This window comes from Amycolatopsis acidiphila (genome assembly GCF_021391495.1).
GTDB classification, from domain to species: Bacteria; Actinomycetota; Actinomycetes; order Mycobacteriales; family Pseudonocardiaceae; genus Amycolatopsis_E; species Amycolatopsis_E acidiphila.
Map to the genome: position 1 here is coordinate 4907255 of NZ_CP090063.1, position 22648 is coordinate 4929902.

At 70.6% G+C, this 22648-nt stretch carries 24 protein-coding genes; 12 read left to right on the forward strand and 12 right to left on the reverse strand.

Annotated elements, in window-relative coordinates; all coding sequences use genetic code 11:
* Positions 1-50: 50 nt before the first annotated feature.
* Together LWP59_RS23990 and LWP59_RS23995 are read left to right on the forward strand one after the other, a co-directional pair.
* The gene (locus LWP59_RS23990; RefSeq protein WP_144639911.1) at positions 51-1139 is read left to right on the forward strand and encodes a CaiB/BaiF CoA transferase family protein; all 1089 of its coding nucleotides are present in this window, start codon (positions 51-53) and stop codon (positions 1137-1139) included.
* Between the two features lie 99 nt (positions 1140-1238).
* A complete protein-coding gene (locus tag LWP59_RS23995) occupies positions 1239-1862 on the forward strand; it encodes a TetR/AcrR family transcriptional regulator (RefSeq protein ID WP_144639914.1) in 624 nt (207 codons plus the stop codon).
* Positions 1863-1868: 6 nt separating this feature from the next.
* Here the strand turns inward: LWP59_RS23995 and LWP59_RS24000 are convergent, their stop codons facing one another.
* Both LWP59_RS24000 and LWP59_RS24005 read right to left on the reverse strand, forming a co-directional pair.
* Positions 1869-3056 (reverse strand): thiolase family protein, encoded by a 1188-nt coding sequence (locus LWP59_RS24000; protein ID WP_222425578.1) that lies wholly within the window; start codon positions 3054-3056, stop codon positions 1869-1871.
* Positions 3053-3493: a Zn-ribbon domain-containing OB-fold protein gene (locus LWP59_RS24005; protein WP_222425579.1), complete on the reverse strand. Its 441-nt coding sequence runs from the start codon at positions 3491-3493 to the stop codon at positions 3053-3055. The genes LWP59_RS24000 and LWP59_RS24005 overlap by 4 nt, the downstream gene beginning before the upstream one ends.
* Positions 3494-3576: 83 nt before the next feature.
* Here LWP59_RS24005 and LWP59_RS24010 point away from each other — a divergent pair, with 83 nt between their 5' ends.
* Positions 3577-4470 carry an enoyl-CoA hydratase gene (locus LWP59_RS24010; RefSeq protein ID WP_144639917.1) on the forward strand — a complete coding sequence of 298 codons (894 nt, stop codon included), beginning with the start codon at positions 3577-3579 and terminating at the stop codon, positions 4468-4470.
* Positions 4471-4530: 60 nt separating this feature from the next.
* A complete protein-coding gene (locus LWP59_RS24015) occupies positions 4531-5172 on the forward strand; it encodes an FMN-dependent NADH-azoreductase (RefSeq protein ID WP_144639920.1) in 642 nt (213 codons plus the stop codon).
* Positions 5173-5209: 37 nt separating this feature from the next.
* Here LWP59_RS24015 and LWP59_RS24020 read toward each other — a convergent pair whose 3' ends face one another.
* Positions 5210-6433, reverse strand: coding sequence for an amidohydrolase family protein (locus tag LWP59_RS24020; RefSeq protein WP_144639923.1), 1224 nt, complete (start codon positions 6431-6433; stop codon positions 5210-5212).
* Positions 6434-6531: 98 nt separating this feature from the next.
* Here LWP59_RS24020 and LWP59_RS24025 point away from each other — a divergent pair, with 98 nt between their 5' ends.
* A complete protein-coding gene (locus LWP59_RS24025) occupies positions 6532-7164 on the forward strand; it encodes a TetR/AcrR family transcriptional regulator (RefSeq protein WP_144639926.1) in 633 nt (210 codons plus the stop codon).
* Here the strand turns inward: LWP59_RS24025 and LWP59_RS24030 are convergent.
* Entirely contained in the window at positions 7152-7631 is a 480-nt protein-coding gene (locus LWP59_RS24030; protein ID WP_229857171.1) for a MaoC family dehydratase, read from the reverse strand. The genes LWP59_RS24025 and LWP59_RS24030 overlap by 13 nt on opposite strands.
* A 71-nt stretch (positions 7632-7702) precedes the next feature.
* Here LWP59_RS24030 and LWP59_RS24035 point away from each other — a divergent pair, with 71 nt between their 5' ends.
* The gene (locus tag LWP59_RS24035; RefSeq protein WP_144639928.1) at positions 7703-8530 is read left to right on the forward strand and encodes an enoyl-CoA hydratase/isomerase family protein; all 828 of its coding nucleotides are present in this window, start codon (positions 7703-7705) and stop codon (positions 8528-8530) included.
* On the opposite strand, the gene LWP59_RS24040 is transcribed toward LWP59_RS24035, so the two are convergent.
* Positions 8507-9556 (reverse strand): ABC transporter ATP-binding protein, encoded by a 1050-nt coding sequence (locus LWP59_RS24040; protein WP_144640048.1) that lies wholly within the window; start codon positions 9554-9556, stop codon positions 8507-8509. The genes LWP59_RS24035 and LWP59_RS24040 overlap by 24 nt on opposite strands.
* 86 nt (positions 9557-9642) lie before the next feature.
* On the opposite strand from LWP59_RS24040, the gene LWP59_RS24045 reads away from it, so the two are divergent.
* Positions 9643-10503, forward strand: coding sequence for an alpha/beta fold hydrolase (locus LWP59_RS24045; protein WP_144639931.1), 861 nt, complete (start codon positions 9643-9645; stop codon positions 10501-10503).
* The gene (locus LWP59_RS24050; RefSeq protein ID WP_144639934.1) at positions 10500-10802 is read left to right on the forward strand and encodes a hypothetical protein; all 303 of its coding nucleotides are present in this window, start codon (positions 10500-10502) and stop codon (positions 10800-10802) included. Before LWP59_RS24045 ends, LWP59_RS24050 begins: the two co-directional genes overlap by 4 nt.
* 3 nt (positions 10803-10805) lie before the next feature.
* Here LWP59_RS24050 and LWP59_RS24055 read toward each other — a convergent pair whose 3' ends face one another.
* Both LWP59_RS24055 and LWP59_RS24060 read right to left on the reverse strand, forming a co-directional pair.
* The gene (locus LWP59_RS24055) at positions 10806-12155 is read right to left on the reverse strand and encodes an MCE family protein (protein ID WP_144639936.1); all 1350 of its coding nucleotides are present in this window, start codon (positions 12153-12155) and stop codon (positions 10806-10808) included.
* Positions 12152-13423 carry an MCE family protein gene (locus LWP59_RS24060; protein ID WP_144639939.1) on the reverse strand — a complete coding sequence of 424 codons (1272 nt, stop codon included), beginning with the start codon at positions 13421-13423 and terminating at the stop codon, positions 12152-12154. The genes LWP59_RS24055 and LWP59_RS24060 overlap by 4 nt, the downstream gene beginning before the upstream one ends.
* Positions 13424-13447: 24 nt before the next feature.
* Here LWP59_RS24060 and LWP59_RS24065 point away from each other — a divergent pair, with 24 nt between their 5' ends.
* From LWP59_RS24065 to LWP59_RS24080, 4 genes are all read left to right on the forward strand, one after another.
* On the forward strand, positions 13448-13936 hold the full coding sequence (locus LWP59_RS24065; protein ID WP_144639942.1) for a hypothetical protein: 489 nt from the start codon (positions 13448-13450) through the stop codon (positions 13934-13936).
* Positions 13933-14433 carry a hypothetical protein gene (locus LWP59_RS24070; protein WP_144639945.1) on the forward strand — a complete coding sequence of 167 codons (501 nt, stop codon included), beginning with the start codon at positions 13933-13935 and terminating at the stop codon, positions 14431-14433. Before LWP59_RS24065 ends, LWP59_RS24070 begins: the two co-directional genes overlap by 4 nt.
* Before the next feature lie 117 nt (positions 14434-14550).
* The gene (locus LWP59_RS24075; RefSeq protein ID WP_144639948.1) at positions 14551-16032 is read left to right on the forward strand and encodes an aldehyde dehydrogenase family protein; all 1482 of its coding nucleotides are present in this window, start codon (positions 14551-14553) and stop codon (positions 16030-16032) included.
* Positions 16033-16052: 20 nt separating this feature from the next.
* Positions 16053-17264: a CaiB/BaiF CoA transferase family protein gene (locus LWP59_RS24080; protein ID WP_144639951.1), complete on the forward strand. Its 1212-nt coding sequence runs from the start codon at positions 16053-16055 to the stop codon at positions 17262-17264.
* 287 nt (positions 17265-17551) lie between these two features.
* On the opposite strand, the gene LWP59_RS24085 is transcribed toward LWP59_RS24080, so the two are convergent.
* The 5 genes from LWP59_RS24085 to LWP59_RS24105 all read right to left on the reverse strand — a co-directional run bounded on the left by LWP59_RS24085 (position 17552) and on the right by LWP59_RS24105 (position 22642).
* Positions 17552-18352 (reverse strand): FadR/GntR family transcriptional regulator, encoded by an 801-nt coding sequence (locus LWP59_RS24085; RefSeq protein ID WP_229857169.1) that lies wholly within the window; start codon positions 18350-18352, stop codon positions 17552-17554.
* Between the two features lie 145 nt (positions 18353-18497).
* The gene (locus LWP59_RS24090) at positions 18498-18719 is read right to left on the reverse strand and encodes a hypothetical protein (protein ID WP_144639955.1); all 222 of its coding nucleotides are present in this window, start codon (positions 18717-18719) and stop codon (positions 18498-18500) included.
* 7 nt (positions 18720-18726) lie between these two features.
* Complete coding sequence (locus tag LWP59_RS24095; protein WP_144639958.1) at positions 18727-19914, reverse strand: amidohydrolase family protein; 1188 nt, start codon at positions 19912-19914, stop codon at positions 18727-18729.
* A gap of 52 nt (positions 19915-19966) precedes the next feature.
* The gene (locus tag LWP59_RS24100; RefSeq protein ID WP_144639961.1) at positions 19967-21466 is read right to left on the reverse strand and encodes a class I adenylate-forming enzyme family protein; all 1500 of its coding nucleotides are present in this window, start codon (positions 21464-21466) and stop codon (positions 19967-19969) included.
* 30 nt (positions 21467-21496) lie between these two features.
* Positions 21497-22642 carry a thiolase family protein gene (locus LWP59_RS24105; RefSeq protein WP_144639964.1) on the reverse strand — a complete coding sequence of 382 codons (1146 nt, stop codon included), beginning with the start codon at positions 22640-22642 and terminating at the stop codon, positions 21497-21499.
* Positions 22643-22648 lie beyond the last annotated feature (6 nt).

Genomic DNA, 22648 nt, shown 5'->3' on the forward strand with positions numbered 1-22648 from the left:
CAGGTAGATATTATAGCTGAGAATACTGATTTACAACGCCAGGAGGACGCGTGACGGGAACGGGACCGCTGAGCGGGCTGCGGGTGCTGGAGCTCGCCGGCCTGGGTTCGGTCGCCGTCGCGGCGATGACCCTGGCCGACCTCGGTGCCGACGTGGTGCGGCTCGACCGGCCCTCGGGGCCCTACCCGGTGTCCGACGGCGATCCGATCCTGCGCGGGCGGCGCCACGTGCGTGCCGATCTCAAGACCGCCGAAGGCCGCGCGGCGGCGCTGGAGCTCGCCGCCTCCGCCGACGTCCTGCTCGAGTCCCTGCGGCCCGGCGTGGCCGAACGGCTCGGGGTCGGCCCGCGGATCTGCCTGGCCCGCAACCCGCGGCTGGTCTACGCCCGGGTCACCGGCTGGGGCCAGGACGGGCCGATGTCGCACCTGGGCGGGCACGACCTCAACTACGTCGCACTGACCGGGGTGCTGCGTGCGCTGGGCCGCGCGGACGAGCGCCCCGCACCGCCGCTGAACCTGCTCGGCTTCGCGGGCGGGGCGATCTTCGGCGTCGTCGGCGTGCTCGCGGCACTGCGCGAGGTCGAGCGCTCGGGGCGCGGTCAGGTCGTCGACGCGGCGATCGTCGACGGGGTCGGGCTGCTCGCACAGATGGTCTGGTCCTTCCGTCAGCGCGGGCAGTGGACCGAGGAGCGCGAAAGCAACCTCTTCGACGGCCACGCGCCGTTCTACGACACCTACCGCTGCGCCGACGGCGAGTTCGTCGCGGTCGCCGCGATGGAGCCGGTCTTCTACGCCAACCTCCTCGACGGGCTGGGCCTGGCCGGCGAGGACCTGCCCGCGCAGCTGGACGAGAAGGGCTGGCCGGTGTTGCGCGCCCGGTTCACCGAGGTCTTCGCCGGGCGCACGCGCGACGAGTGGGCCGCGGTGTTCGAGGGCCGCGACGCCTGCCTGACGCCGGTGCTGAGGTTCAGCGAGGCCGCCGTCCACCCGCATCTGGCCGCCCGGTCGGCGGTCGTCAGCCGCGACGGCGTCCAGCAGGCGGCTCCCGCGCCGCGGTTCTCCCGGACCACGACGAGCGCCGCCCCGCCCCCGGTGCCGGACTCGCTCACCGCCGTGCTCGCCGACTGGCGGGACCGCTGAGGGGCCGCCGGTCCGGCGCTCACCGCTTCATCTCGTAGATCCCGGTCGGTGCGTCGCATCGGACCTGCCGCGACGGCGCTCTCTAGACTGGGCGGCACCATGGACGAGTCAGCAGAACGGACGGTCGACACGAGCGACGCCGCGGAGGGCAAGCTCGGCCCGCGGGCGGCGCGCACGCGCAACGCCATCCTGCAGGCCTCGAAGCAGCTGTTCCTCGACCGCGGCTACGCGGGCACCCGGATCAACAACATCACCGACGCGTGCGGTATCTCCCGAGCCGGGTTCTACACCTACTTCCGCGACAAGCGGGAAATCTTCAACACCCTCGGCGAGGCGACCTACCACGAGCTGCTCGAGGTGATCGGCGCCCTGGACGACCTGCCCCGGCCGGCGTCCCGCGCCGACCTCGAGGGCTGGATCCGGCGGTACTTCGCGTTCATGGACGAGCACGGCGCGTTCATCCTGTCCGCGCAGTCGGGTCCGTCCGACGAGGACGTCCGGGTCGCGAGCAACCGGATGCAGATGCGGGTGGCGTTCCTGCTCGGGGTCGACCTGCGCGGCCGCCAGAAACATCCCACCGCCGCACCGGAGGCGCTCGGACTGGCCGCCCAGGCCATGATGGACCGCTCCTGGTATCACTGCCGCGCGCAGCAGCTGCCCATCGACGAGGACGACGTCATCGGCGTCATCACCGACTTCTTCGTGGCCGCGCTGGCGGGCTGACCCGGCTCAGCGGGTGCTCAGCAGCATCGCGCCGCCGACCGGCCCGCCGCCGACGCCGACGACCGCGACCTCGGGATCGCCCGCGACCTGCCGCTCGCCGCCCTCGCCCCAGAGCTGGACGCACGCCTCGTGCAGGAAGCCCATGCCGTGCAGGCGCCCGCCCGAGAGCTGGCCGCCACTGGTGTTGAGCGGCAGCGTCCCCTCGAGCGCGATCCGCCCGCCGTCGTCGAGGAACTCGCCGACCTTGCCGTGCTCGCAGAACCCGAGCGCCTCCAGCCACATCACGGTCAGGAAGCTGAAGCCGTCGTAGAGCTGCGCGACGTCCACGTCGGCAGGGCGCAGGCGGGTCCGGTCCCACAAGGTCGCCGCGGCGTCGTGCGCCGCCATGGTCGTCAGGTCCGCGCGCTGGTCCCAGGTGGCGCGCTCGAACATGCCGGTACCGACCGACTCGACGGTCAGCGGATGGCGCGGCAGGCCCTTCGCGGCGTCCCGGCGGGAGATGACGACGGCGGTGGCCCCGTCGCAGGGGACGTCGCAGTCGTACAGGCACAGCGGTTCCGAGATCATCCGCGCGCCGAGGTAGTCGTCCATCGTCATCGGATCGCGGTAGATCGCGTCGGGGTTGAGCCCGGCGTTGCGGCGCGCGTTGAGCGCGATGGTGCCCAGGTGCTCGCGGGCGAGGCCGAACTCGTGCATGTACCGCTGGGCCGGCATGGCCAGCCAGTTGGCCGCCGAGAGGGCGCCGAAGGGGCCGGTGTACTCCAGGTGCGGTGGCAGCTGACCGCCGGCGAACAGCACCGAGGCCCGGCCGCGGCTGGCCTGCGCGGTGGACTCCCACACCGACCGGAACACGACCACGTGGTCGGCGAGCCCGAGCGTCACCGCCATGCAGGCCTCGATGGCCGGACCGATCTGCGCCGCGGTCTCGGTCGCGGAGAGGTACCAGCGGCTGCGCAGGCCGAGCGCGTTGCGCACGTCGTGCACGTTCGCGCCGGAGAACCCGGGATCGGGCACGCCGGGGCCGGGATAGCTGGCGATGCCGTCGACGTCCTCGGGCCGCAGACCCGCGTCGGCGATCGCACGCAGGACCGCCTCGACCGTCAGCTCCAGCCCGGTGCGCCCGAGCCTGCGGCCGACCTGGGACTTGCCCGCACCCGTGAGCACCGCCTTGCCCGCGAACGGCCCGCCGCTCATCGCTTCCCCCCAGCCGGCCGGAACAGCGGCAGCGCGAGCATGCAGTCCGGGCCTTCCCATTCCTCGAAGAACACTTCCACCTCGAGTCCGATCCGGACGTCCTCCGGCGCGATGTCGACGATGTTGGTGATGAGCCGGACGTCGGGCTCATCGGCCAGCTCGACCATGGCCACGACGTAGGGCGGCGCGAACCCGGGCACCCAGGGCTGCCGGTTGATCGTGAACGCGGCGACGGTGGCGCGCCCCGACACCGGCTCCGGGCCGACCTCCAGGCTGTGGCACCGCCAGCAGACCGGCCCCGGGGGGTGGAAGAAACGGTGGCAGGACCGGCAGCGGTGGATCAGCAGCTGCCCGTCGAGGCCGCCTGTCCACAACTTCGCCGACTCCGGACTGGGACTGGGCAGCAACCGCTGCTCGGGCCGGACATAGCTGGTCACGTGCTGACCCTAGAAGAACTTGACATATTCGTCAATTACGAGTCTGATGCGAGCAAAGCCACGGAGTTCGGGAGGCGCCCGCGATGGGTCATCGCTACCTCGGTTACGAAACCCTCGAGGGGGGCCGGATCGCCCGCATCACGCTGAACCGGCCGCAGGCCCGGAACGCGCAGAACCGTGGCCTGCTGGTCGAACTGGGCGAGGCGTTCGAGCGGGCCGAAGCCGATGACGCGGTGCGGGTGGTGATCCTGCGTGGCGCGGGCGCCTCGTTCTCCGCCGGGCACGACCTCGGCACCGCGGAAAGCCTGGCCGAGCGGGAGCCGGGGCCGGACCAGCATCCGACGTACCGGCGCAACGGCAGCACACTCGGCGGTGCCGAGGGCCGGGTGCGGCAGGAATGGCACTACTACTACGAGAACACCAAGCGCTGGCGCAACCTCCGCAAGATCACCATCGCGCAGGTGCACGGAAACGTGCTCTCCGCCGGACTGATGCTGATGTGGTGCTGCGACCTGATCGTCGCCACCGAGGGCACGGTCTTCGCCGACGTCGTCGGCACCCGGCTGGGCATGTGCGGCGTCGAGTACTTCGCGCACCCGTGGGAGTTCGGCCCGCGCAAGGCGAAGGAGCTGCTGCTCACCGGCGACTCGCTGGGCGCGGACGAGGCGCACGCGCTGGGCATGGTGAGCAAGGTCTTCAGGGCCGACGAGGTCTCCGAGCGCACGCTGGAGTTCGCGGCCCGGGTCGCGAAGGTGCCCTCGATGGCGGCACTGCTCATCAAGGAGTCGGTCAACCAGTCCCAGGACGCCATGGGGTTCAGCACCGCGCTTGACTCGTGCTTCACGCTGCACCAGCTCAACCACGCGCACTGGAGCGAGGTGTCCGGTGGCCAGGTCTACGTCGGCACCGCCGACTACGGCCTCGACGACTGGCGTGCCGCGCCCGCGATCCTGCCGGCCCGCCGCGACACCCCGTGAAAGATCAATTCGCGGGTAGGATCCCGGTGCCATCGTCTTGACCCCCGAGGAGCATTGCCCGTGCCGAGCCTCCTGCGCCTGGACTCTTCCGCCGACACCCGGTCTTCCACATCGCGGGCGCTGACCGGGCTGTTCACCGAAACCTGGCGGGAGCTGAGCCCGGAGCACGAGATCGTCGAGCGAGACCTGCACCGGACGCCGCCGCCCCACCTGCCGGACGCCGCGCTGCACTACGCCCCGCGCCTGCGTGTCGACGGCGAACGGCCGGACCCGGCCGCGGAGGAGCGGCAGAACGCGTTGCTGGCCGAGCTCTCGGCGGCGGACGTCGTCGTGATCGGGGCGCCGATGTACAACTGGTCGGTCCCCTCGACCCTCAAGGCATGGCTGGACCACGTGCACGTACTCGGCACGACCGTGCCCTTCGACACGAAGGACCAGCCGCTGGCGGGCAAACCCGTGGTCGTCGTCTCCAGCCGGGGCGCCGCCTACGCGGGCACCCCGGACGCCGGCAAGGACCATACGGTCCCGCCGATCGTGCAGATCCTCGGCGACTCGATGGGCATGGACGTGACGGTGGTGACGGCGGACCTGACGCTGGCTGCCCGCGTTCCCGCGATGGCCCCGCTGGCGGATACCGCGCGGCAGAACCTCGAAGCGGCCCGGACGCAGGTCCGCGATCTCGCCACCGAACTGGGCGGGTGAACCTCGGTGGGCGCGGTGCCCACCGAGGTTCCGGGCCTCAGGCCGGGACCGCCTGCGGGGCGGTGTCGCCGGCGGGGTTGCGGACGGGGATACCGATGAAGCGGCGGGCGTTGTCGCCCATGAAGTCGCGGGTGCGCTTCTCGTCCATGCCCTCGGCGTACTTGTAGTAGCCGCGGGGCTCGGTCAGGCCCTCGGGGTGCGGGTAGTCCGAGCCGAACAGCACCCGGTCCCAGCCCACGGTCTCGACGACGTCGGCGACCGAGCCCTCCCAGAACGGGCTGACCCAGATGTTGCGGCGGAACACCTCGAGCGGGTGCTCGGGGAAGGCCTGCGGCATCTTCGCGTAGGTGGCCTCGAAGTCGTCGAACAGCGGCTTGATCCAGGCGCTGCCGTTCTCCACGCTGCCGATCCGCAGGTTCGGGAAGCGCGTCAGCGTGCCGTGGCAGATCATGCTGGCCAGCATGTCGGAGATCTCGCGGTGGCCCAGCACGAGCCAGCGGAACGCGCTCATCTCCATGAAGTTGTTGGTCTCCGGCGGCTCCCACTGGTTGATGTAGCCGTCCAGCGGCGGCTGGCTCGCGTGGAACACCACCGGGATGCCCGCCTGCTGCACGTCGCTCCAGAACGGGTCGAACTCGGGCAGCGCGGGCGAGCGCCATCCCTTGAAGCCCTTCACCGGAGCCGGCTTCATCAGCACCGCCTTGGCGCCGTTCTCGATGACGTACTCGAGCTCACGCCGGGCGTCGTCGACGAGCGCGGCGCTGATCACCGGCGTCATGTACAGCCGGTTCTGGTGGGTGTAGCCCCAGGTCTCGAGCATCCACCGGTTGAGCGCGTGGATCATCGCGACCACCAGCTCGGGGTCCTCGGCGGCCGAGTGCTCGACCAGGTTCGCCAGCGTCGGGTACACCAGCGCTTCGTCGACACCCTGCTCGTCCATCACGGCGATCCGTGGTTCCGGCCCGCGGAACGCGGGCAGCGCGTCGATCGGCTCGCCGGTCAGCTCGCGGAGGGTCTTGCCCTCCTTGTTCTGCCCGGAATAGAACTTTTCGTGCGCACCGGGCGCGGCCACCCGCTCGAACGTCGGGTTCGGGATGAACTCGGTGATCTTGCCCAGGATCGCGATCCGGGTCCGCTTGCCGACCTGGACGAACTGGACCGACCGGCGGTAGCGCTCCGGCAGGTACCGGGTCAGCGCCTCCGGCGTCTCGTACATGTGCTGGTCGGCATCGAAAATCGGTGCGTCGGTGAATTGAGCCACGGTCTCTTCCCCTTCGGCGGCCTTCCGTACTCCAGCACGAACGTTAAGTCTTATTGACGAAAGTGTCAAGTTGACTCTGCCTGCTACTCTTGCCACCCATGACGACCGAGGCGGCGGATCATGACAATATCGTCAAATATGGTCCGCGCGCGGTGCGCACCCGGCACGCCATCCTCGAGGCGTCGGCCCGGCTCTTCCTGGAACGCGGCTACGCCGGCACCCGGATCAGCAACATCACCAGTGCGTGCGGCATCTCGCGGGCGGGCTTCTACACGTACTTCCGGGACAAGCGCGAAGTGTTCACGCTCCTGGGCGAGAACGCCTATCGCGCCATTCTCGACGTCGTCGGCAGCTGGGACACGCTCCCGCGGCCGTGCGGGACCGGCGAGGTGGCGGCCTGGGTGCGCGCGTACTTCACCTTCATGGACACGCACGGCCCGTTCATCTTCGCGTCGAGCCAGTCCTGGCCGGATGATCCGCGCCTGCGCGCCGGCAGCACCCGCAGGCAACTACGGGTGGCCTTCCTGCTCGGCACGCACCTGCGCGGGCGCCAGGCCCGGCCCTCCGGCGCCCCGGAGGCACTGGGCCTCGCCGTACTGGCGATGCTCGACCGGTCCTGGTACCGCTGCCACACCGACCGGCTCCCGGTCGACGACGATGACGTCATCGACACGATCGCCCGGCTGATCTGCCGGATGCTGCTGGGAAGTCCGTCCGGTCAGGCGAAGTAGTACCGGCTGACCAGGTCGGCCACGCAGGCCGGCTTCTCCGCGCCGTCGACCTCGATGGTGGTCCGCGTGACGAGCTGGACGGCGGCGTCGCCGATCCGGTCCAGGGAGGTCATCGTCGTGCGCGCCCGGATCCGGCTGCCGGCGCGCACCGGGGACGGGAACCGCACCTTGTCGAGGCCATAGTTGACGCCCATCCGCACGCCTTCGATGCGGCGAAGCCGGTTCACGAAGTACGGCACGAGCGAGAGGGTGAGGAAACCGTGGGCGACCGTGGCGCCGAACGGCCCGCCCGCCGCCCGGTCCGGATCGACGTGGATCCACTGGTGGTCCTCGGTGTCGTCGGCGAACCCGTCGATCCGGCTCTGCTCCACCGGAAACCAGTCGGTGGGCCCGAGCTCACGGCCGACAGCGGCTTCGAGCTCCGCCACGCTCCGGTAGACCACGGGCGCCACGTCGGTCATGTCCATCGCACTCCGTTCGATATAGCAGAATGAAATAACTATATCATGGCGCCAGCACGGTACGGCGAGAGAAAGGCATGACAGTGCACGACGATGAGCACCCCCGCCCCCCTGCCGGCGACTGGCTCGGCACGCCCTACCTCACCTTCGCCAGGGGCGAGGTCTTCGCGACCTGCACGGTCGACCGCCCGCGGGCACGCAACGCCCTCAGCCCGGCGATGTACTTCGGCCTCCGCTGCGCCATCGCCCGCGTCGAGCAGGATCCGGATCTCGCCGGGCTGCTGCTGACCGGGACCGGTGACGTGTTCATCCCCGGCGGCGACCTCGGCCAGCACGGCGAGGACGACTGGATGGACTTCGGATCGCTGCTGGGCATGGACGTGACGCCGTTCGACGCCCTGCGGAAGGCCGCGAAACCGGTGGTGTGCGCGGTGAACGGGCTCTGCCAGGGCGGTGGGCTGATGATCGCGCTGTGCAGCGACCTCGCGGTGGCGAGCGAGCGCGCGACCTTCCGCGTGCCCGAGCTGCTCCGCGGCATCGCCGACACCTACTACAGCCAGGTGCTCGCCCGGGTCATCGGCGCGGTCCGCACGCGCGATCTGATGCTCACCGGCCGCACGCTCAGCGCGCAGGAGGCACTGGACTGGGGCATGATCTCCCGGGTCGTGCCGCACGAGGACCTGCCCGCCGCCGCCGAGGAGGCGCTGGGCCAGATCTGCCAGACGGCACCCGGTGCGCGCGCGGTGGTCAAGTCGAGTTTGGACAGTCACCTCGGGCTCTTCGACCGGATCGGGATGCAGACGAGCCTGCAGAGCCCCGAAACCCGCGAGGGCTTCCGGGCCTTCAAGGAACGGCGCGCCCCGGAGTGGGTGCACCCCGGGCTACGGCGAGACGGCAGGCTCTGAGCCGTCGGGCCTGTGCAGCCCGGAGCTCAGCCCGTAGTGGCTTTGCTCCGCGGGGGTGAGGGACTCGATGATCCCCTCCCGCGCGGCGGGCGGCAGGGTGTGCAGGATCCGCATGACGCGGTCCTGGCGGCGGCGGACCCCGGCGCGCTCGGGCAGCCCCGGGGTCGGCCGCAGCTGCGGCGCCATGCCACGGACGTCCTCGGTGGACCCGTCGTGGTGCCCGGACTCGGCCTGGGCCTGCTCCCGGGCCATCTGCGCGGAGTCCTTCTCCTCCGACATGCCGATCGGGCCCAGCCGGGAGCCGTTGAGGAACTGTCGCACCACCGGCTCGTCACTGGTGAGCAGCACCTCGCGGGGGCCGAACATGACCAGCTCCTTGCGGAAGAGCATGCCGATGTTGTCCGGCACCGTGCGGGCCAGGTTGATGTTGTGCGTGACGATCAGGATCGTCGCGTCGATCTGCGCGTTCAGGTCGATCAGCAGCTGGGACAGGTAGGCGGTGCGAACGGGGTCGAGGCCGGAGTCCGGCTCGTCGCACAGGATGATCTCCGGGTCCAGCACCAGGGCGCGGGCCAGCCCGGCCCGCTTGCGCATCCCGCCGGAGATCTCGCCGGGCAGCTTCTTCTCCGCGCCGGCCAGCCCCGTCATCTCGAGCTTCTCCAGCACGATCCGGCGGATCTCGGTCTCGGACTTCCGGGTGTGCTCGCGCAGCGGGAAGGCCACGTTGTCGTAGAGGTTCATCGAACCGAACAACGCACCGTCCTGGAACAGCACGCCGAACAGCTTCCTCGTCTCGTACAGCTGGTGCTCGCCGCACCGCACGATGTCCACCCCGTTGACGACGCAGCTGCCGCGTTCCGGCTTCAGCAGACCGATCATGGACTTGAGGAACACGGACTTGCCCGTCCCGGAGGGGCCCAGCAGCACCGACACCTCGCCCGGCGGCAGGGTCAGCGTCACGTCCTGCCAGATCGTCTGACGGCCGAAGGACTTGGTCAGCCCCTCGACGACCACCTCGGCACCCAGCGGCATGCGAACCCCTTCGTCCGACTCCACAGTTAGTAGCTAAATCATTATACTGTGCCGAAGGACAATCGCGGCGAAGGACGACGATGACCGACAGCTACAAGGAAAGCGTGTACTTCCTGGGCGAGGGCGGGCGGCTGGCAGGGGACTGCTGGATGCCCGAGTCACCCGCGCGGGGGACGATCCTGCTGCTGCACGGCGGCGGGCAGACCCGGCACTCGTGGGGAGCGGCCGGGTCCACACTGGCCGGTGCGGGCTGGACGACCTTCGCGGTCGACTCCCGTGGCCACGGTGACAGCGACTGGGCGGTCGACGGCCGCTACGGCCTGGACGCCATCGTCGAGGACGCGACGAACGTCGTGCAGGCGATGCCCGAGCCCCCGGTCGTCATCGGCGCCTCGCTCGGCGGGCTCACCGGGCTCGTGCTCGCCGGCGAACAACCCGCCACGATCCGCGGGCTGGTGCTGGTCGACGCCGTGCCCCGGATCGAACCGGCGGGCGCCCACCGCATCGCCGCCTTCATGCGCAGTGCCCCGGACGGGTTCGGCTCGCTGGAGGAGGTCGCCGACGCGATCCGCGAGTACCAGCCGCAGCGCAGCCGTCCGGTGAACCTGCAGGGCCTGCGCAAGAACGTGCGCCGGGGATCCGACGGCCGGTGGCGCTGGCACTGGGACCCGGCGTTCCTGCGGCCGCCGGAGGAACCCGAGGCGGCGCGGACGTCCGCGCGCATCCGGGCGGCGGCGGCGCGGGTGCAGGCGCCGACCCTGCTCGTCCGGGGTGCACTGTCCGATGTGGTCACCGAGGAAGGCGCCGGCGACCTGCAGCGCCTGATCCCCCATGCCCAGTACGTCGATGTCGCCGGCACGGGCCACATGGTGGCCGGGGACGACAACTCCGTGTTCCTCACCGAGGTGTCGCAGTTCCTGGACGAGCTGGGGAAGCCGTGACCGCTGTCGAGGATCCGGCGGTACGGGAGGAGTCCCTCCCGGTCCGCGAGGGTCCGGCTCGGCTGTGGACGGTCTGCGTCGCCGCACTCACCTTGCTCGTGCTCGGCTTCGCCGGTCTGGGAGTCTTCTCCTGGCAACGGCTGCATCAGGCCGACGAAGCGGCGCAGCGTGAGCAGACCGTGCTGACCGCGGCCCGCTCCGAGCTGGAGCTGATGGCGAACCTGCGGCACGCCACCGCGCGGGACTCCCTCGACCGCGCGGGCGGTCAGTGGCTGGTCTCCCACCTGGCCCAGGTCTGACCCTCAGGGGGCGGGCGGGTTCAGCGGGTTGAGCAGGGACGTCAGCGAGGCGGGCAGGCCTGACTTGGTGAGATCGCCCAGGATGTAGGGCTTGCCGTCCGGGCCGAGGAACAGCCCGGTCGCCGGGTCGTAGGTCGTCGTCCCGGCCGCGGTCGGCGCGGACAGTGCCACCGTGCCCGGTTCCCCGGCGGAGAGGAAGTTCAGCCCGCACCCGGCGGCGGTCGCCGAGCGCCGGGCCGGATCGTTGGGACACGGCGAGTTACGCGCGCCCCGCACGAGCTGCTGGGCGTTCTGGGGCAGCTTGCAGTAGGAGTCACCGGGAGCCGGGATCGAGGTCGTGTCGGACGGGTCCCGGGCCTGCGCACGGAAACCGTCCGTGCACGCCGTCGGCGAGTTGACCGACGTCTTCAGGTTGAGCACCGCGGTGCCCGGTACCGGGCTGTTCCCGAGCGCACTGATGATGTCGTTCACCGTGGCCGGCAGGATCGACACCACCTGCGCGACGTTGGGCAGGTACACATCCACCATCTGCGCCGTCGACGTCAGGCTCGTCAGCAGCCGCGGCACCGTCGGCCGCAACGCGTCGACCAGCGAGCTCAGCTCGTTCGCGAATCCCGGGCCCTGGGTGAGCGCCACGCGGATCTGCGGGTCGCTCATCCTCAGCTGGTCGGTGAACGACGCCAGGTCGGCGGTGTAGGAGGAGATGTCGGGTGCCTCGGCCTTCTGCGTGGCCAGCACCGGGACGAGGTCCGCGATCAGCTTGCGGGTCGGGTCCACATTGTCCGCCGCCCCGGTGGTCAGCGTCTTCGCCGAGTCGAGGAACTGCTGGAGTGTCTGCCCGGTCCCGTTGAACGCGTCGTAGAGCTCGTCGATCGTGGTGTTCAGCGCGCCCTGCGGCACCGAGGCCGCCAGCGCCTGGGTGTTGTGCAGCACGCTGCCGATCTCCGTGGGCAGCGTGACCTGCCGGCCGGTCACCGTCGTGCCGGCGGCGAGGTAGGGCGGGCCCTTCGCCGCCGGGACGAACGAGAGGTACTGCTCCCCGATGGCCGAGGTGTTGCGGACGGCGATCTGGCTGTCCGCCGGGATCCGCACGTCGTCGTCCACCGTGAGATCGGCCAGCACCCCGTTCTGGCTCAACCGCATCCCGGTGACCTTGCCGACCTCCACGCCGCGCAGGGTGACCACGGCGTTCGGGTACAGGCCACCACTCGCCGGCAGCTCGACCGAGAGCCGGTACTGGCCGATGCCCAGCAGCCGGGGCAGTCCGACGTAGGCGATCGAGGCGTACACGACCGCCGCCACGGTCAGGATCGTGAACACGACCAGCTGCCACCGGACCAGCTTGGAGATCATCGGCCGCCTCCGAGCAACGAGCCCAGCAACGAGGTCAGCCCGCCGTCCTGCGGCGACCCCGGGGCCGGCTGCGGGCTCGGGGTACCGCTCGGCAGCGGCAGCAGCGAACCCGGCTGCCGCGGGGCGGCCGGGGCCGGGACGTCGTCCGGCGCCGTGCCAGGAGGCAGTCCTGGCGGCGGTGGCGCGGGCGTGCTGCCCTGGCCCAGCGGCGGCAGCGCGCCGAGGATGGGCATGCCGGTGAGGAAGTTCTGCTGCAACGCAGGCAGCGTCAGGTCCAGGGTGATGTCGATGTTGGCGTAGTCGCCGCGGACCGCGTTGGCCACGGTGCGGCCCGGCCACGGGAAGTTGCCCAGCAGGGACAGCGAGTCGACGAGGTTGCCACCGGAGTCGGAAAGCCGGCCCAGTACGGGTTGCAGCGACCTGAGGTTGGCCAGCAGGTCGTCCCTGGTTCCGTTGATGACGCGGGTGCCGACGTCGCTGAGGTCCGACAGTGCGCTCAGCGTCCCGGTCAGGCTGGCGCGCTCGGAGTTGAGCACCTGCACCCCGGCGGGAAGCTGGTCGAGCGCCTTGGCCAGTGCGTCGTTCTGCTGCGCGAGTGCGTGACCGAAGTCGCCGAGGCTGTTCAGCGCCCTGGTGATGTTGTCCGTCTGCCGGTTGAGCTGGGAGACCAGGGTGTCCAAGTTGGACAGCAGGCTGCGGGCGTCCTGCGTCCGGCCGCGAAGGACGTCGTCGACCTCGGTGGTGATCGTCTTGACCTGCGCGAGACCACCCCCGTTGAGCACCACCGACAACGCGCCGAGGAACTCCTCGGTGCTCGGGTAGTCCCCGGTCCGCACCAGCGGGATCACCGCACGGGCGCCGAGGCGGCCCGCGGCCGGCTCCGCGCCGGGCGCGCTCAGCTCCAGGTATTCCGCGCCCAGCAGGCTCTTCTGGCCGACCCGGGCGGTGGCGTTCGCCGGCAGGTCGGCGTCGGGGTCCAGCTTCAGCGAGACTTTCGCGTGCCAGTCGTCGAACTCGATCGCCGAGACGTTGCCCACGGTCACGTCGCCGACCTTCACCTCGGAGTTGGGCACGAGGTTGTCCACCTGCGCGAGCTCGACCGTCACCGGGAACGAGCCGTCTCCCCCGCCCTTGGTGAACGGCAGCGACCACGACCCCGGGCCGGTGAACTCACAGCCGCTGAGCGTGAGTACCACGACCACAGTGGACACCAGCACGACCTGGAACCGGCGGACGAAAGTCCACTGGAGACGGTCTCGTCCGTCCACTCCACACCGGAATCCCGTTTTCGGTTGCGACGGGGACGCTGGTTCTGGTCGCTGGTCGTGCTGGGCGTGCTGACCGTCGTGCTGCTCGGCCTGACCGGATGGCTCTACCGGCAGGTCCAGGCCGACGACGCGGCGCGGACCGACCGGGACGACGTCACGCTCGCCGCCCGGCAGGGCGTACTCGACCTGATCGGCCTCAGCCACACCGACGCCGACGCGGCATACACCCGGCTGCTGCAGGCGACCACCGGCGGCTTCCACGACCAGCTGACCCAGCAGACCGCATCGTTCAAGCAGGCGCTCGAGCAGGGCCAGGTCGTCTCTTCCGGCCAGATCACCGAGGCCGGCGTGGAACACCTGGCAGGCGACGACGCGACCGCGCTCGTCGCGGCCGCCGCGAACATCAAGAACACCCAGGCGCCACAAGGAGAGAACCGGCAGTACCGGCTACAGCTGACCCTGCACCGCGAGGACGGCCGGTGGCTGGTTTCGGAACTGGAGTTCGTCGGATGACCCGCGCACACCTCACCCGCGGCCGGGTACTCGTGCTGACCGCGTTCGTCATCGTGATCGCCGCGCTCGCCACCGCCGGCGTCCTGCTGCTGCAGCAGACACGGCAGGCCGAGGCCGAGGGCTCCTCGCGCGACAGCGCGCAGGAGGCGAGCAAGACGCTCGTCCCGAAAGTGCTGTCCTACAGCTACCAGACCCTGCAGGCCGACATCGCCAACGCCACCGGTGCGGCCACCGGGAACTTCAAGCAGAACCTGCAGGCGCTCATGACCCAGGTCGTGCAGCCGACCGCGACGAGCGACAACGTGGTCACCAAGGCCTCCGTCACGCACACCGCCGTCGTCGACGCCTCCGGCGACGACGTCGTGCTCCTGGTCCTGCTCTCCCAGGAGAGCACCAGCAGGAACCAGCCGACCCCGGTGGTCAGCCCGAGCTCGGCCCGGGTGCAGCTGCACCGCGACGGGGACCGGTGGCTGGTCGCCGATCTCCAGCCGCTCTGACCCGCACGCCGCCGGTCAAGAGTTTATTGCGCTTATTTATCTGCCTATATATAGTCGTGCCTGCGCGGTCTCCGGATGACCGGCGCGTGCACCCAGGACGAAGGAGTCTCTGCGACCATGACCGCGTCCACGTCGTCCCAGACCCGGCAGGGCGAAGACCGCATGCTCATCGACGGCGAGCTGACCGGGTCCGCTTCGGGAGCGCGCTACGACAACATCAACCCGGCCACCGAAGAGGTGCTGGGACAGACGGCGGCCGGCACCGCCGCGGACCTGGACCGCGCGATCGCCGCCGCCCGCCGTGCCTTCGACACGACCACGTGGGCGACCGACCACGCCTTCCGGGCCCGCTGCCTCGAACAGCTGCACCAGGCACTGCAGGACGAGAAGGAAGCGCTGCGCGCGGAGATCGTCGCCGAGGTCGGCGCCCCCGTGCAGACCACCTACATCGCCCAGCTCGACTGGCCGCTCGCCGACGCCCTGAGCTATCCCGCTTCGCTGATCAAGGACTTCGAGTGGGAACGCGAGCTGCCCGACACCGAGCTGTTCGGCGCGCTCAACCACCGCCGGGTGGTCAAGGAGGCCGTCGGGGTGGTCGCCGCCATCACTCCGTGGAACTTCCCGTTCGAGGTGGTCGTCAACAAGATCGCGCCGGCGTTGGCCGCGGGCAACACCGTCGTCCTCAAACCCGCGCCGGACACGCCCTGGACCGCGACCCGCATCGGCAGGCTCGTCGCGGAGCGCACCGACATCCCGGCCGGCGTGTTCAACGTCGTCACCACGCCCGACAACGAGGTGGCCGAGCAGCTGCTCACCGACCCGCGGGTGGACCTGGTCTCCTTCACCGGTTCGACGATGACCGGCCGCCGCATCCTCGAGCTCTCCGCCGGCACCATGAAGCGCACGATGCTGGAGCTGGGCGGCAAGTCGGCGATGATCGTGCTCGACGACGCCGACTTCGCCAGCACCGTCCCGCAGTCGATGGCCGTGTGCATGCACGCCGGGCAGGGGTGCGCGCTGAACAGCCGGCTGCTCGTGCCCCGCAGCCGCTACGGCGAGGCGGTCGAGATCGCGACCGCGACGTTCGGCCACGTCCCCTACGGTGACCCCACCGACCCGGCCAACTTCGCCGGTCCGCTGATCAACGCCCGCCAGCGCGAGCGGGTTCTCGGCTACCTCGAGAAGGGCAGGCAGGAGGGCGCCCGCGTGACCATCGGCGGCGGCCGCCCCGAACACCTGCCGAAGGGCTACTACGTGCAGCCGACCGTGTTCGCGGACGTGGACAACGGCATGACGATCGCCCGGGAGGAGATCTTCGGCCCGGTCCTCGTGGTGATCCCGTTCGACGACGACGCGGACGCGGTTCGCATCGCCAACGACAGTCCCTACGGCCTGGCCGGCAGCGTGTTCTCCGCCGACGCCGAGCGCGCCGACCGGGTGGCCCGCCGGGTGCGCGCGGGGAGCCTGATGGTCAACGGCGGCATGTTCTACGGGGCCGACGCGCCGTTCGGCGGTTACAAGCAGAGCGGGATCGGCCGGCAGAACGGCCGCGAAGGGCTCGAGCAGTACCTGGAGACCAAGACCATCGGCTCGCGGTGAGCCGGGGAGGAGACGTGGCGGTGGAACCCATTCTCGAGGGTGTGAAGGTCGTCGAGCTCGCCGCGTGGACCTTCGTCCCGTCGGCGGGCGCGGTGCTCGCCGACTGGGGTGCCGACGTGATCAAGATCGAGCATCCCGAGACCGGTGACCCGCAACGCGGCCTGGTCAACTCCGGCGTGGTCGCCGGCCGCGACGGCGTGAACCACTTCATCGAGCAGCCCAACCGCGGCAAGCGCAGCATCGGCGTTGACGTGTCCAAGCCCGAAGGGCTGGAGGTGGTCTACAAGCTGGTCGAGCAGGCCGACGTGTTCATCACCAACCTGCTTCCCGGGTCCCGTCAGCGTCTCGGCGTCGACGTCGAGAGCATCCGGGCACGCAACCCCAAGATCGTCTACGCCCGCGGGCACGGCTACGGCGCCAAGGGCGAGGAGGCCGACCGCGGTGGTTTCGACCTGGCCGCGTACTGGGCCCGGGGTGGCATCGGCGACGCCCTCGCCGTCACCGAGGACGCCTATCCCCCGGCGCAGCGCCCGGCTTTCGGTGACGTGTTCGGCGGTTTCGCGATCGCGGGCGGGATCGCGGCCGCGTTGTTCCGCCGGGAACGCACCGGCAAGCCCTCGGTGGTCGACGTGTCCCTGCTGGCGGCGGCGGTCTGGCAGCTGGGGCCGGACATCGTCGGGTCGAAGCTGATCGGCTCGACGATTCCCAAGTACGACCTGGAGGAGATGCCGAACCCGGTGGCGAGCCTCTACCGCACGGCGGACAACAGGTTCATCGCGCTCGTACTGCTGCAGGCCGACCGGTTCTGGGGCGAGCTGTGCACCCGGATCGGCCGGGAGGACATGGCCGCGGACGAGCGCTTCGCCGACGCCAAGACCCGGTTCGCGCACCGGCGCGAGTGCATCGCCGAGCTGCGCAAGACCTTCGAGAGCCGGCCGCTGAAGCACTGGCAGCAGCGGCTGGAGGGTTTCGACGCGGTCTGGGACACCTTCCAGAACGCCTTGGAGCTGCACGACGACCCACAGGTCAAGGCCAACGGCTACCTTCCCGAGGTCACCGACGCGAACGGCAACACCTTCGCACTCGCGGCGAACCCGGTGCAGTTCGACGAGACCCCGGCCCAGCTGCGCCCGGCCCCCGGCCACGGCCAGCACACCGAAGAGCTGCTGCTCGAGCTCGGGTTCGACTGGGACCAGATCATCGCACTGAAGACCTCGTCGGCGGTCCTCTAGGCGGGCCGCGTCGAACTACCGGGGATTTCAGCCAGGATGAGTACGACCGCGTGCTGACCTGGGCGGCATACACGTGCTGGGTAGCCAGGCGAACTCGCTGAACGCGCTGTCCGCTTACGCCGGCCAAGATGCGCCGGCCGCGCGGAACCAGCTATCTGCGCCGCTCAGCGCGTGTCCACGCTGTTGGTGGTGTTCACCGGGACAGCGCGTAGGACGGACGAGCCGGTCACAGCGAAGGGGCGCGCCTCCCGGCGGAAGCGCGCCCCTTCGTCATGCCCGTGAGCAGGTCACTCCAGCAGGTCGAGGACCGTGGAGCCCGCGTCGTCGCCCAGCAGGTAGCCCTCGGCCTCGTCGAGATGGCGGCGCCACAGCTCCTCGGCTCCCTTGGCGTCGCGCGCCCGGATCAGCTCCACGAGCTTGCGGTGGGTCTTGGACGTGCTGCGTCGCGCGCGGTCGGCCAGTGGGCCGGCGTCGGGCTGCAGCGACGTGTTCGCCACCTCGATGATGTGGTGCAGCATCTCGCTCAGCAGCGCGAGCGTCTCGTTGCCCGCCAGGCGCACCACCAGCAGGTGGAAGTCACCGTGCAGCCGCACGGCCTCCAGCGACTCCCCGGCCGGGACGGCCTCGTGCCGTTCGAGCGCCGCCGTCAGGACTTCGAGGTCGTCCTTCGTGCGGCGCCGGGCCAGCAGGGCCACGCTGGGCAGCTCGAGCGCGATCCGCGCTTCGTACACATCGCGCAGGGTGGCGCCCTGGTACTCGAGGATGAATCCCGCGTACCGGGCGGCGACCTCACGGCGGGGCGGCTGGACCCGCGCTCCGCCGTGCGCGCCGCGCCGGATCGCGATGAGGCTCTCCGACTCCAGCACCCGGAACGCCTCGCGCAGCGTCGGGCGGGAGATGCCGAACTGTTCCATCAGCTCGGACTCCGAAGGCAGCGCGTCGCCCTCGGCGAGCTCGCCCCGGATGATCTGGCGGCGCAGCTCGGCCGCGACCAGTTCCGCCATCTTCGGCACCCGGACCGGCCGGGCCACGGTGTCGGACGGCGAACGGAGCGCCCCCTGCGCCCTTCCCACGGTTCTGGGTGCCACCGGTCCTCCCCGTTCACTCAATGAATTAGATCTTCGATTGTATTTCACTGATATATGAGCACCGGGTCCCGCCCGGCGGGTCGGCGTGGGTCGTGTCACCCGGCCAGGGGCGGGCGCCACGTGACGCCCGCCCAGGACCGTCCGCTCAGCTCCGGAAGGTCTCCCTGGCTGTCTTCATCGCGTCGAGGCGCCGGGTCAGCAACTCGACCTCGTCCTGTTCGAGCGGGCCGATGCCGGCCGCCCGCAGGCGGTCCAGCTCGCCGGTGACGGCGATGATCTCGTCGTCGAGGCGTTCACCCGCCTCGTCCTTGGTCAGCAGATCCTGGTCGGTCCAGTCGTCCGCCGGGATCCTGTCGATGGCCGCCACGGCGTGCTCAGCCCGCCACGCCGGCTTCGGCCGGCTTGTTCGCCGCGGCCGGCAGGTTGTAGAACCGCCGGGCGTTGAGCTCGACGATCTGGTGCACCTCGTCGTCGGGCACGTTCGCGAACGTTTCCGACGCGCGCTTGCGGCTGGCAGGCCAGAACGAGTCCGAGTGCGGGTAGTCGCACTCCCAGGTGATCCGCTCGACGCCGATGGTGTGCCGGTTCTCGATCCCGAAGTCGTCCTCGATGAAGCAGCCGTGGAAGTGCTTCTTGAACAGCTCCAGCGGCTCGACGTCCTGGTTGATGTTCTGGTAGAAGCGGTGCTTGCGCCACACGTACCCGGCGCGCTCGATCAGGTAGGGCATCCAGCCGACCCCGCCCTCGGACAGGCCGATCTTCAGCTTCGGGTGCTTGTGCAGCGCCGGGGAGAACAGCCAGTCCGCGGTGGCGTGCATGCTGTTGAGCCCCATCAGGTTGATCATCACCGCGAACGGGGCGTCCGGCGCGATCTGCGGGATCGAGGTCGCCCCACCGCTGCCGAAGTGCTGGCACAGCGGCATGCCCGTTTCCTCGACCGCCGAGAACACCGGGTCCCAGTAGTCGGTGTGCACCGAGGGCAGGCCGAGCGCATGCGGCAGGTCCGGGAACGAGATGCCCTTGGCGCCCTTGCCGGCGGTGCGGTGGATCTCCGCCACCGACGCCTGGACATCCCACAGCGGCAGGATGACGATCGGGATCAGCCTGCCGGGCGCGGCGGCACACCACTCGTCGAGCACGAAGTCGTTGTAGGCCTGGACGCAGGCCAGCGCGAGCTCCTTGTCCTCGGCCTCCAGGAACACCGTCCCGCAGAACCGCGGGAACGACGGGAAGCACATCATGGCCTCGACGCCGTCGATGTCCATATCGGCCAGGCGCGCCTTCGGGTCGTAGCACCCGGGGATCATGTCGTCGTAGCGAACCGGCTCGAGCCCGTACTCCTCGGGCTTCTTGCCTGCCACGGCGTTCAGGCCGATGTAGGGGTAGATCCGGTCCTCGTAGACCCACATCTGGGCGTTCGGGCCACCCTCGCTGAGGGGCTTCTCGACGATCCGGGGGCCGACATCCTGATACTTGGCAGGCAAACGGTCCTGCCACACCCGCGGGTGCTCGATCAGGTGGTCGTCGACCGAAATGAGTTTCATCCAGGGCTGCAGCGGCATCGCTGACTCCTCACCACCAGGGTTTTCCGATTGTCATCCGTTGATGCGATGTTCATGACCGGCCCGCCCCGGAGAGCAGGTCCTGTACCAGCTCGCGCCGGAGCAGCTTGCCGGTCGCGGTGTGCGGCAGCTCCGGCCGGAACACCACGTCGTCCGGGGTGCGCGACCCACGCAGCCGGGCGCGCACGTACTCCTTGATCTCGTCGCCGCCGGGCCGGGCGCCCGGGTGCGGCACCACGACCGCGACGAGCCGGGCGCCCCACTCGTCGTCCGGCAGCCCGATCACGGCGACCTCCCTGACCCCCGGGTGGTGCACGAGCACGTCCTCGATCTCGGCGGGGGCGATGTTCTCGCCGCCCCGGATGATCGTGTCGTCCGTGCGCCCGGAGATGAACAGGTAGCCCTCGTGGTCGAACCGGGCCTGGTCGCGGGTGTGGAACCAGCCCTCGTCGTCCAGCAGCGAGCCGGAGCCGAGGTACTCCCCCGAAACCTGCCCGCCACGCACCCACAGCTGACCGGTCTCGCCCGCGGGCAGCACGGTGCCGAGCTCGTCCCGGATCTGGCCCTCCACCCCGGGGACCAGCCGGCCGGCCGAAGACAGCCGGTCCCGCACCGCGGGGTCGGCCGAGCCGAGTGCGGCACGGTGGTCGTCCGGGCCCAGCACCGCGATCGTCGAGCTGGTCTCGGTCAGGCCGTAGGCGTTGGTGAACGCGGCACCGGGCAGCACGGTCAAAGCCCGTTCCAGCACCGGCCGCGGCATGCGCGCGCCACCGTAGGCGACCGAGCGCAGGGTGGGCAGGTCCGCCGGGGTGTCGCCGAGCTGCTCGACGATGCGCGCGAGCATGGTGGGCACCAGCATCGCCTGCGTGATGCCCTCGTCGCGCACCAGGTCGAGCCAGCCGGCCGGGGAGAAGTTGGGCAGGTAGACCATGCGGCGGCCGGAGAACGTGTTCGTGAGCACCGTCCCCACGCCCGCGACGTGGTAGGGCGGCACGCTGATCAACGCGGCGTCGTCCTCCGCCGACGAGCCGAACTCGACGGTCTGCAGCACGTAGGACACCAGGTTCGCGTGCCGCAGGACCGCGCCCTTCGGCTTCGAGGTCGTGCCGCTGGTGTAGAGCACCACCGCGGGCACGTCCTCGTCGATGTCCTGCGGGGGCAGCGGATCGGCCTCGGCGGCCGCGGCGAGCCACTCGGTGACAGTGATCGTCTTGCCCGGCAGTCCCAGCGTGGCGTACTGCTCGTCGACGACGAGCAGCGGCCGCTCGCCGAGGCCGCCGGCCAGTTCGGCCAGCTGCTCGGCCGGCAGCCGGTAGTTGAGCGGGGTGAACGGAGCCCCCGCCTGAGCCGCGGCGAACAGGGCGACCGGGAACGCCGGGCTGCTCACTCCCACGAACCCCACCGCGTCGGCGCCGGCGTCCCGCACCACCCGGGCACCGCCCGCGGCACGCGAAGCGAGATCCGCAGCCGTGAGACCACCGCTGCGCCGCCCGACGAGCACCCGCTCCGGCAACGTGGACGCGACCGTGTCGAGCAGCATCGCGACGCTCATCAAACCTCCTTCACCCGGCTGTTCCCGAGCTCACGTGGACAGGATCGCGACCGCGGCGGTGCCGGGCGCGCCGTAGAGATGCGTGTAGCCGACCTTCGGGCTGCCCGGCACCTGCCGGTCCGCGGCGCGGCCGCGCAGCTGCGTGACGATCTCGTAGACCTGGCGAAGGCCCGAGGCGCCGACCGGCTCGCCGTTGGCGATCAGCCCCCCGTCGGTGTTGACCGGCAGCCTGCCCCCGATCTCCGTCTGCCCCTGCGCCAGCAGCGACTCCTGCTCGCCGTCCTTGCAGAAACCGTTCTCCGCCATGTGGATCACCTCGGAGCCGGCGTCGGTGTCCTGCAGCTGGGCGAGGTCGACGTCCTCCGGCCCGATGCCCGCCTCCTCGTAGGCGGCCCGGGACGCGTCGACCGTGGGGCTGGGCGCGGTCTCGAGCGGAAGTGACGGGCTCAGCAGCTCGAAGGCGCCGAGGCGGCGGCTGCGCAGCTGGCTCGCCCGCAGGTAGACCGGCTTGTCGGTGTACTTGTGCGCCTGGTCGGCGCGGCACAGCAGGACAGCCGCGGCGCCTTCGTTGGGCGCGCAGTACATGTACTGCGTGAGCGGGTGGTTCAGCACCGGCGAGGCCAGGATCTCCTCCTCGGAGATCGGCTTGCGCCGCCAGGCCTTCGGGTTCGCCGCCCCGTTGCGGAAGTTCTTCGCCGCCACCTTCGCGAGCGTGGCCGTGGTCAGCCCGTGCTCGTGCAGGTACCGGGTGGCCTTCATACCGAAGAAGTGGGTCGTCAGGAACAGCCCGGCCTCGCCGTACCAGCCGGGCAGGCCCGACACCGACGGGTCCGCGGCGAACGCGCCACGCGGGTGCTTGTCCAGCCCGATCGCGATGGCGAGGTCGTGCTCGCCGCTTTCGACGGCCTTGGCCGCCATCGTCAGGGAGGTGTTGCCCGTGGCGCAGCCGTTCAGCACGGCGCGGGCCGGGATACCGGTGAGGCCGAGCAGGCCGACGACCGCCTCGGGGTTGGTGACCTCCATACTGCCGGCGTACGCGCACTGCACGTCCCGCCACTGCGCGCCGGCGTCGGCCAGCGCGTCGCGAACCGCGTCCGCCCCCATCTCCAGCGCGGACTTTCCCTCGTAACGGCCGAACGGGTGCAACCCGACGCCGACAATCGCAACATCCACCAGGACCTC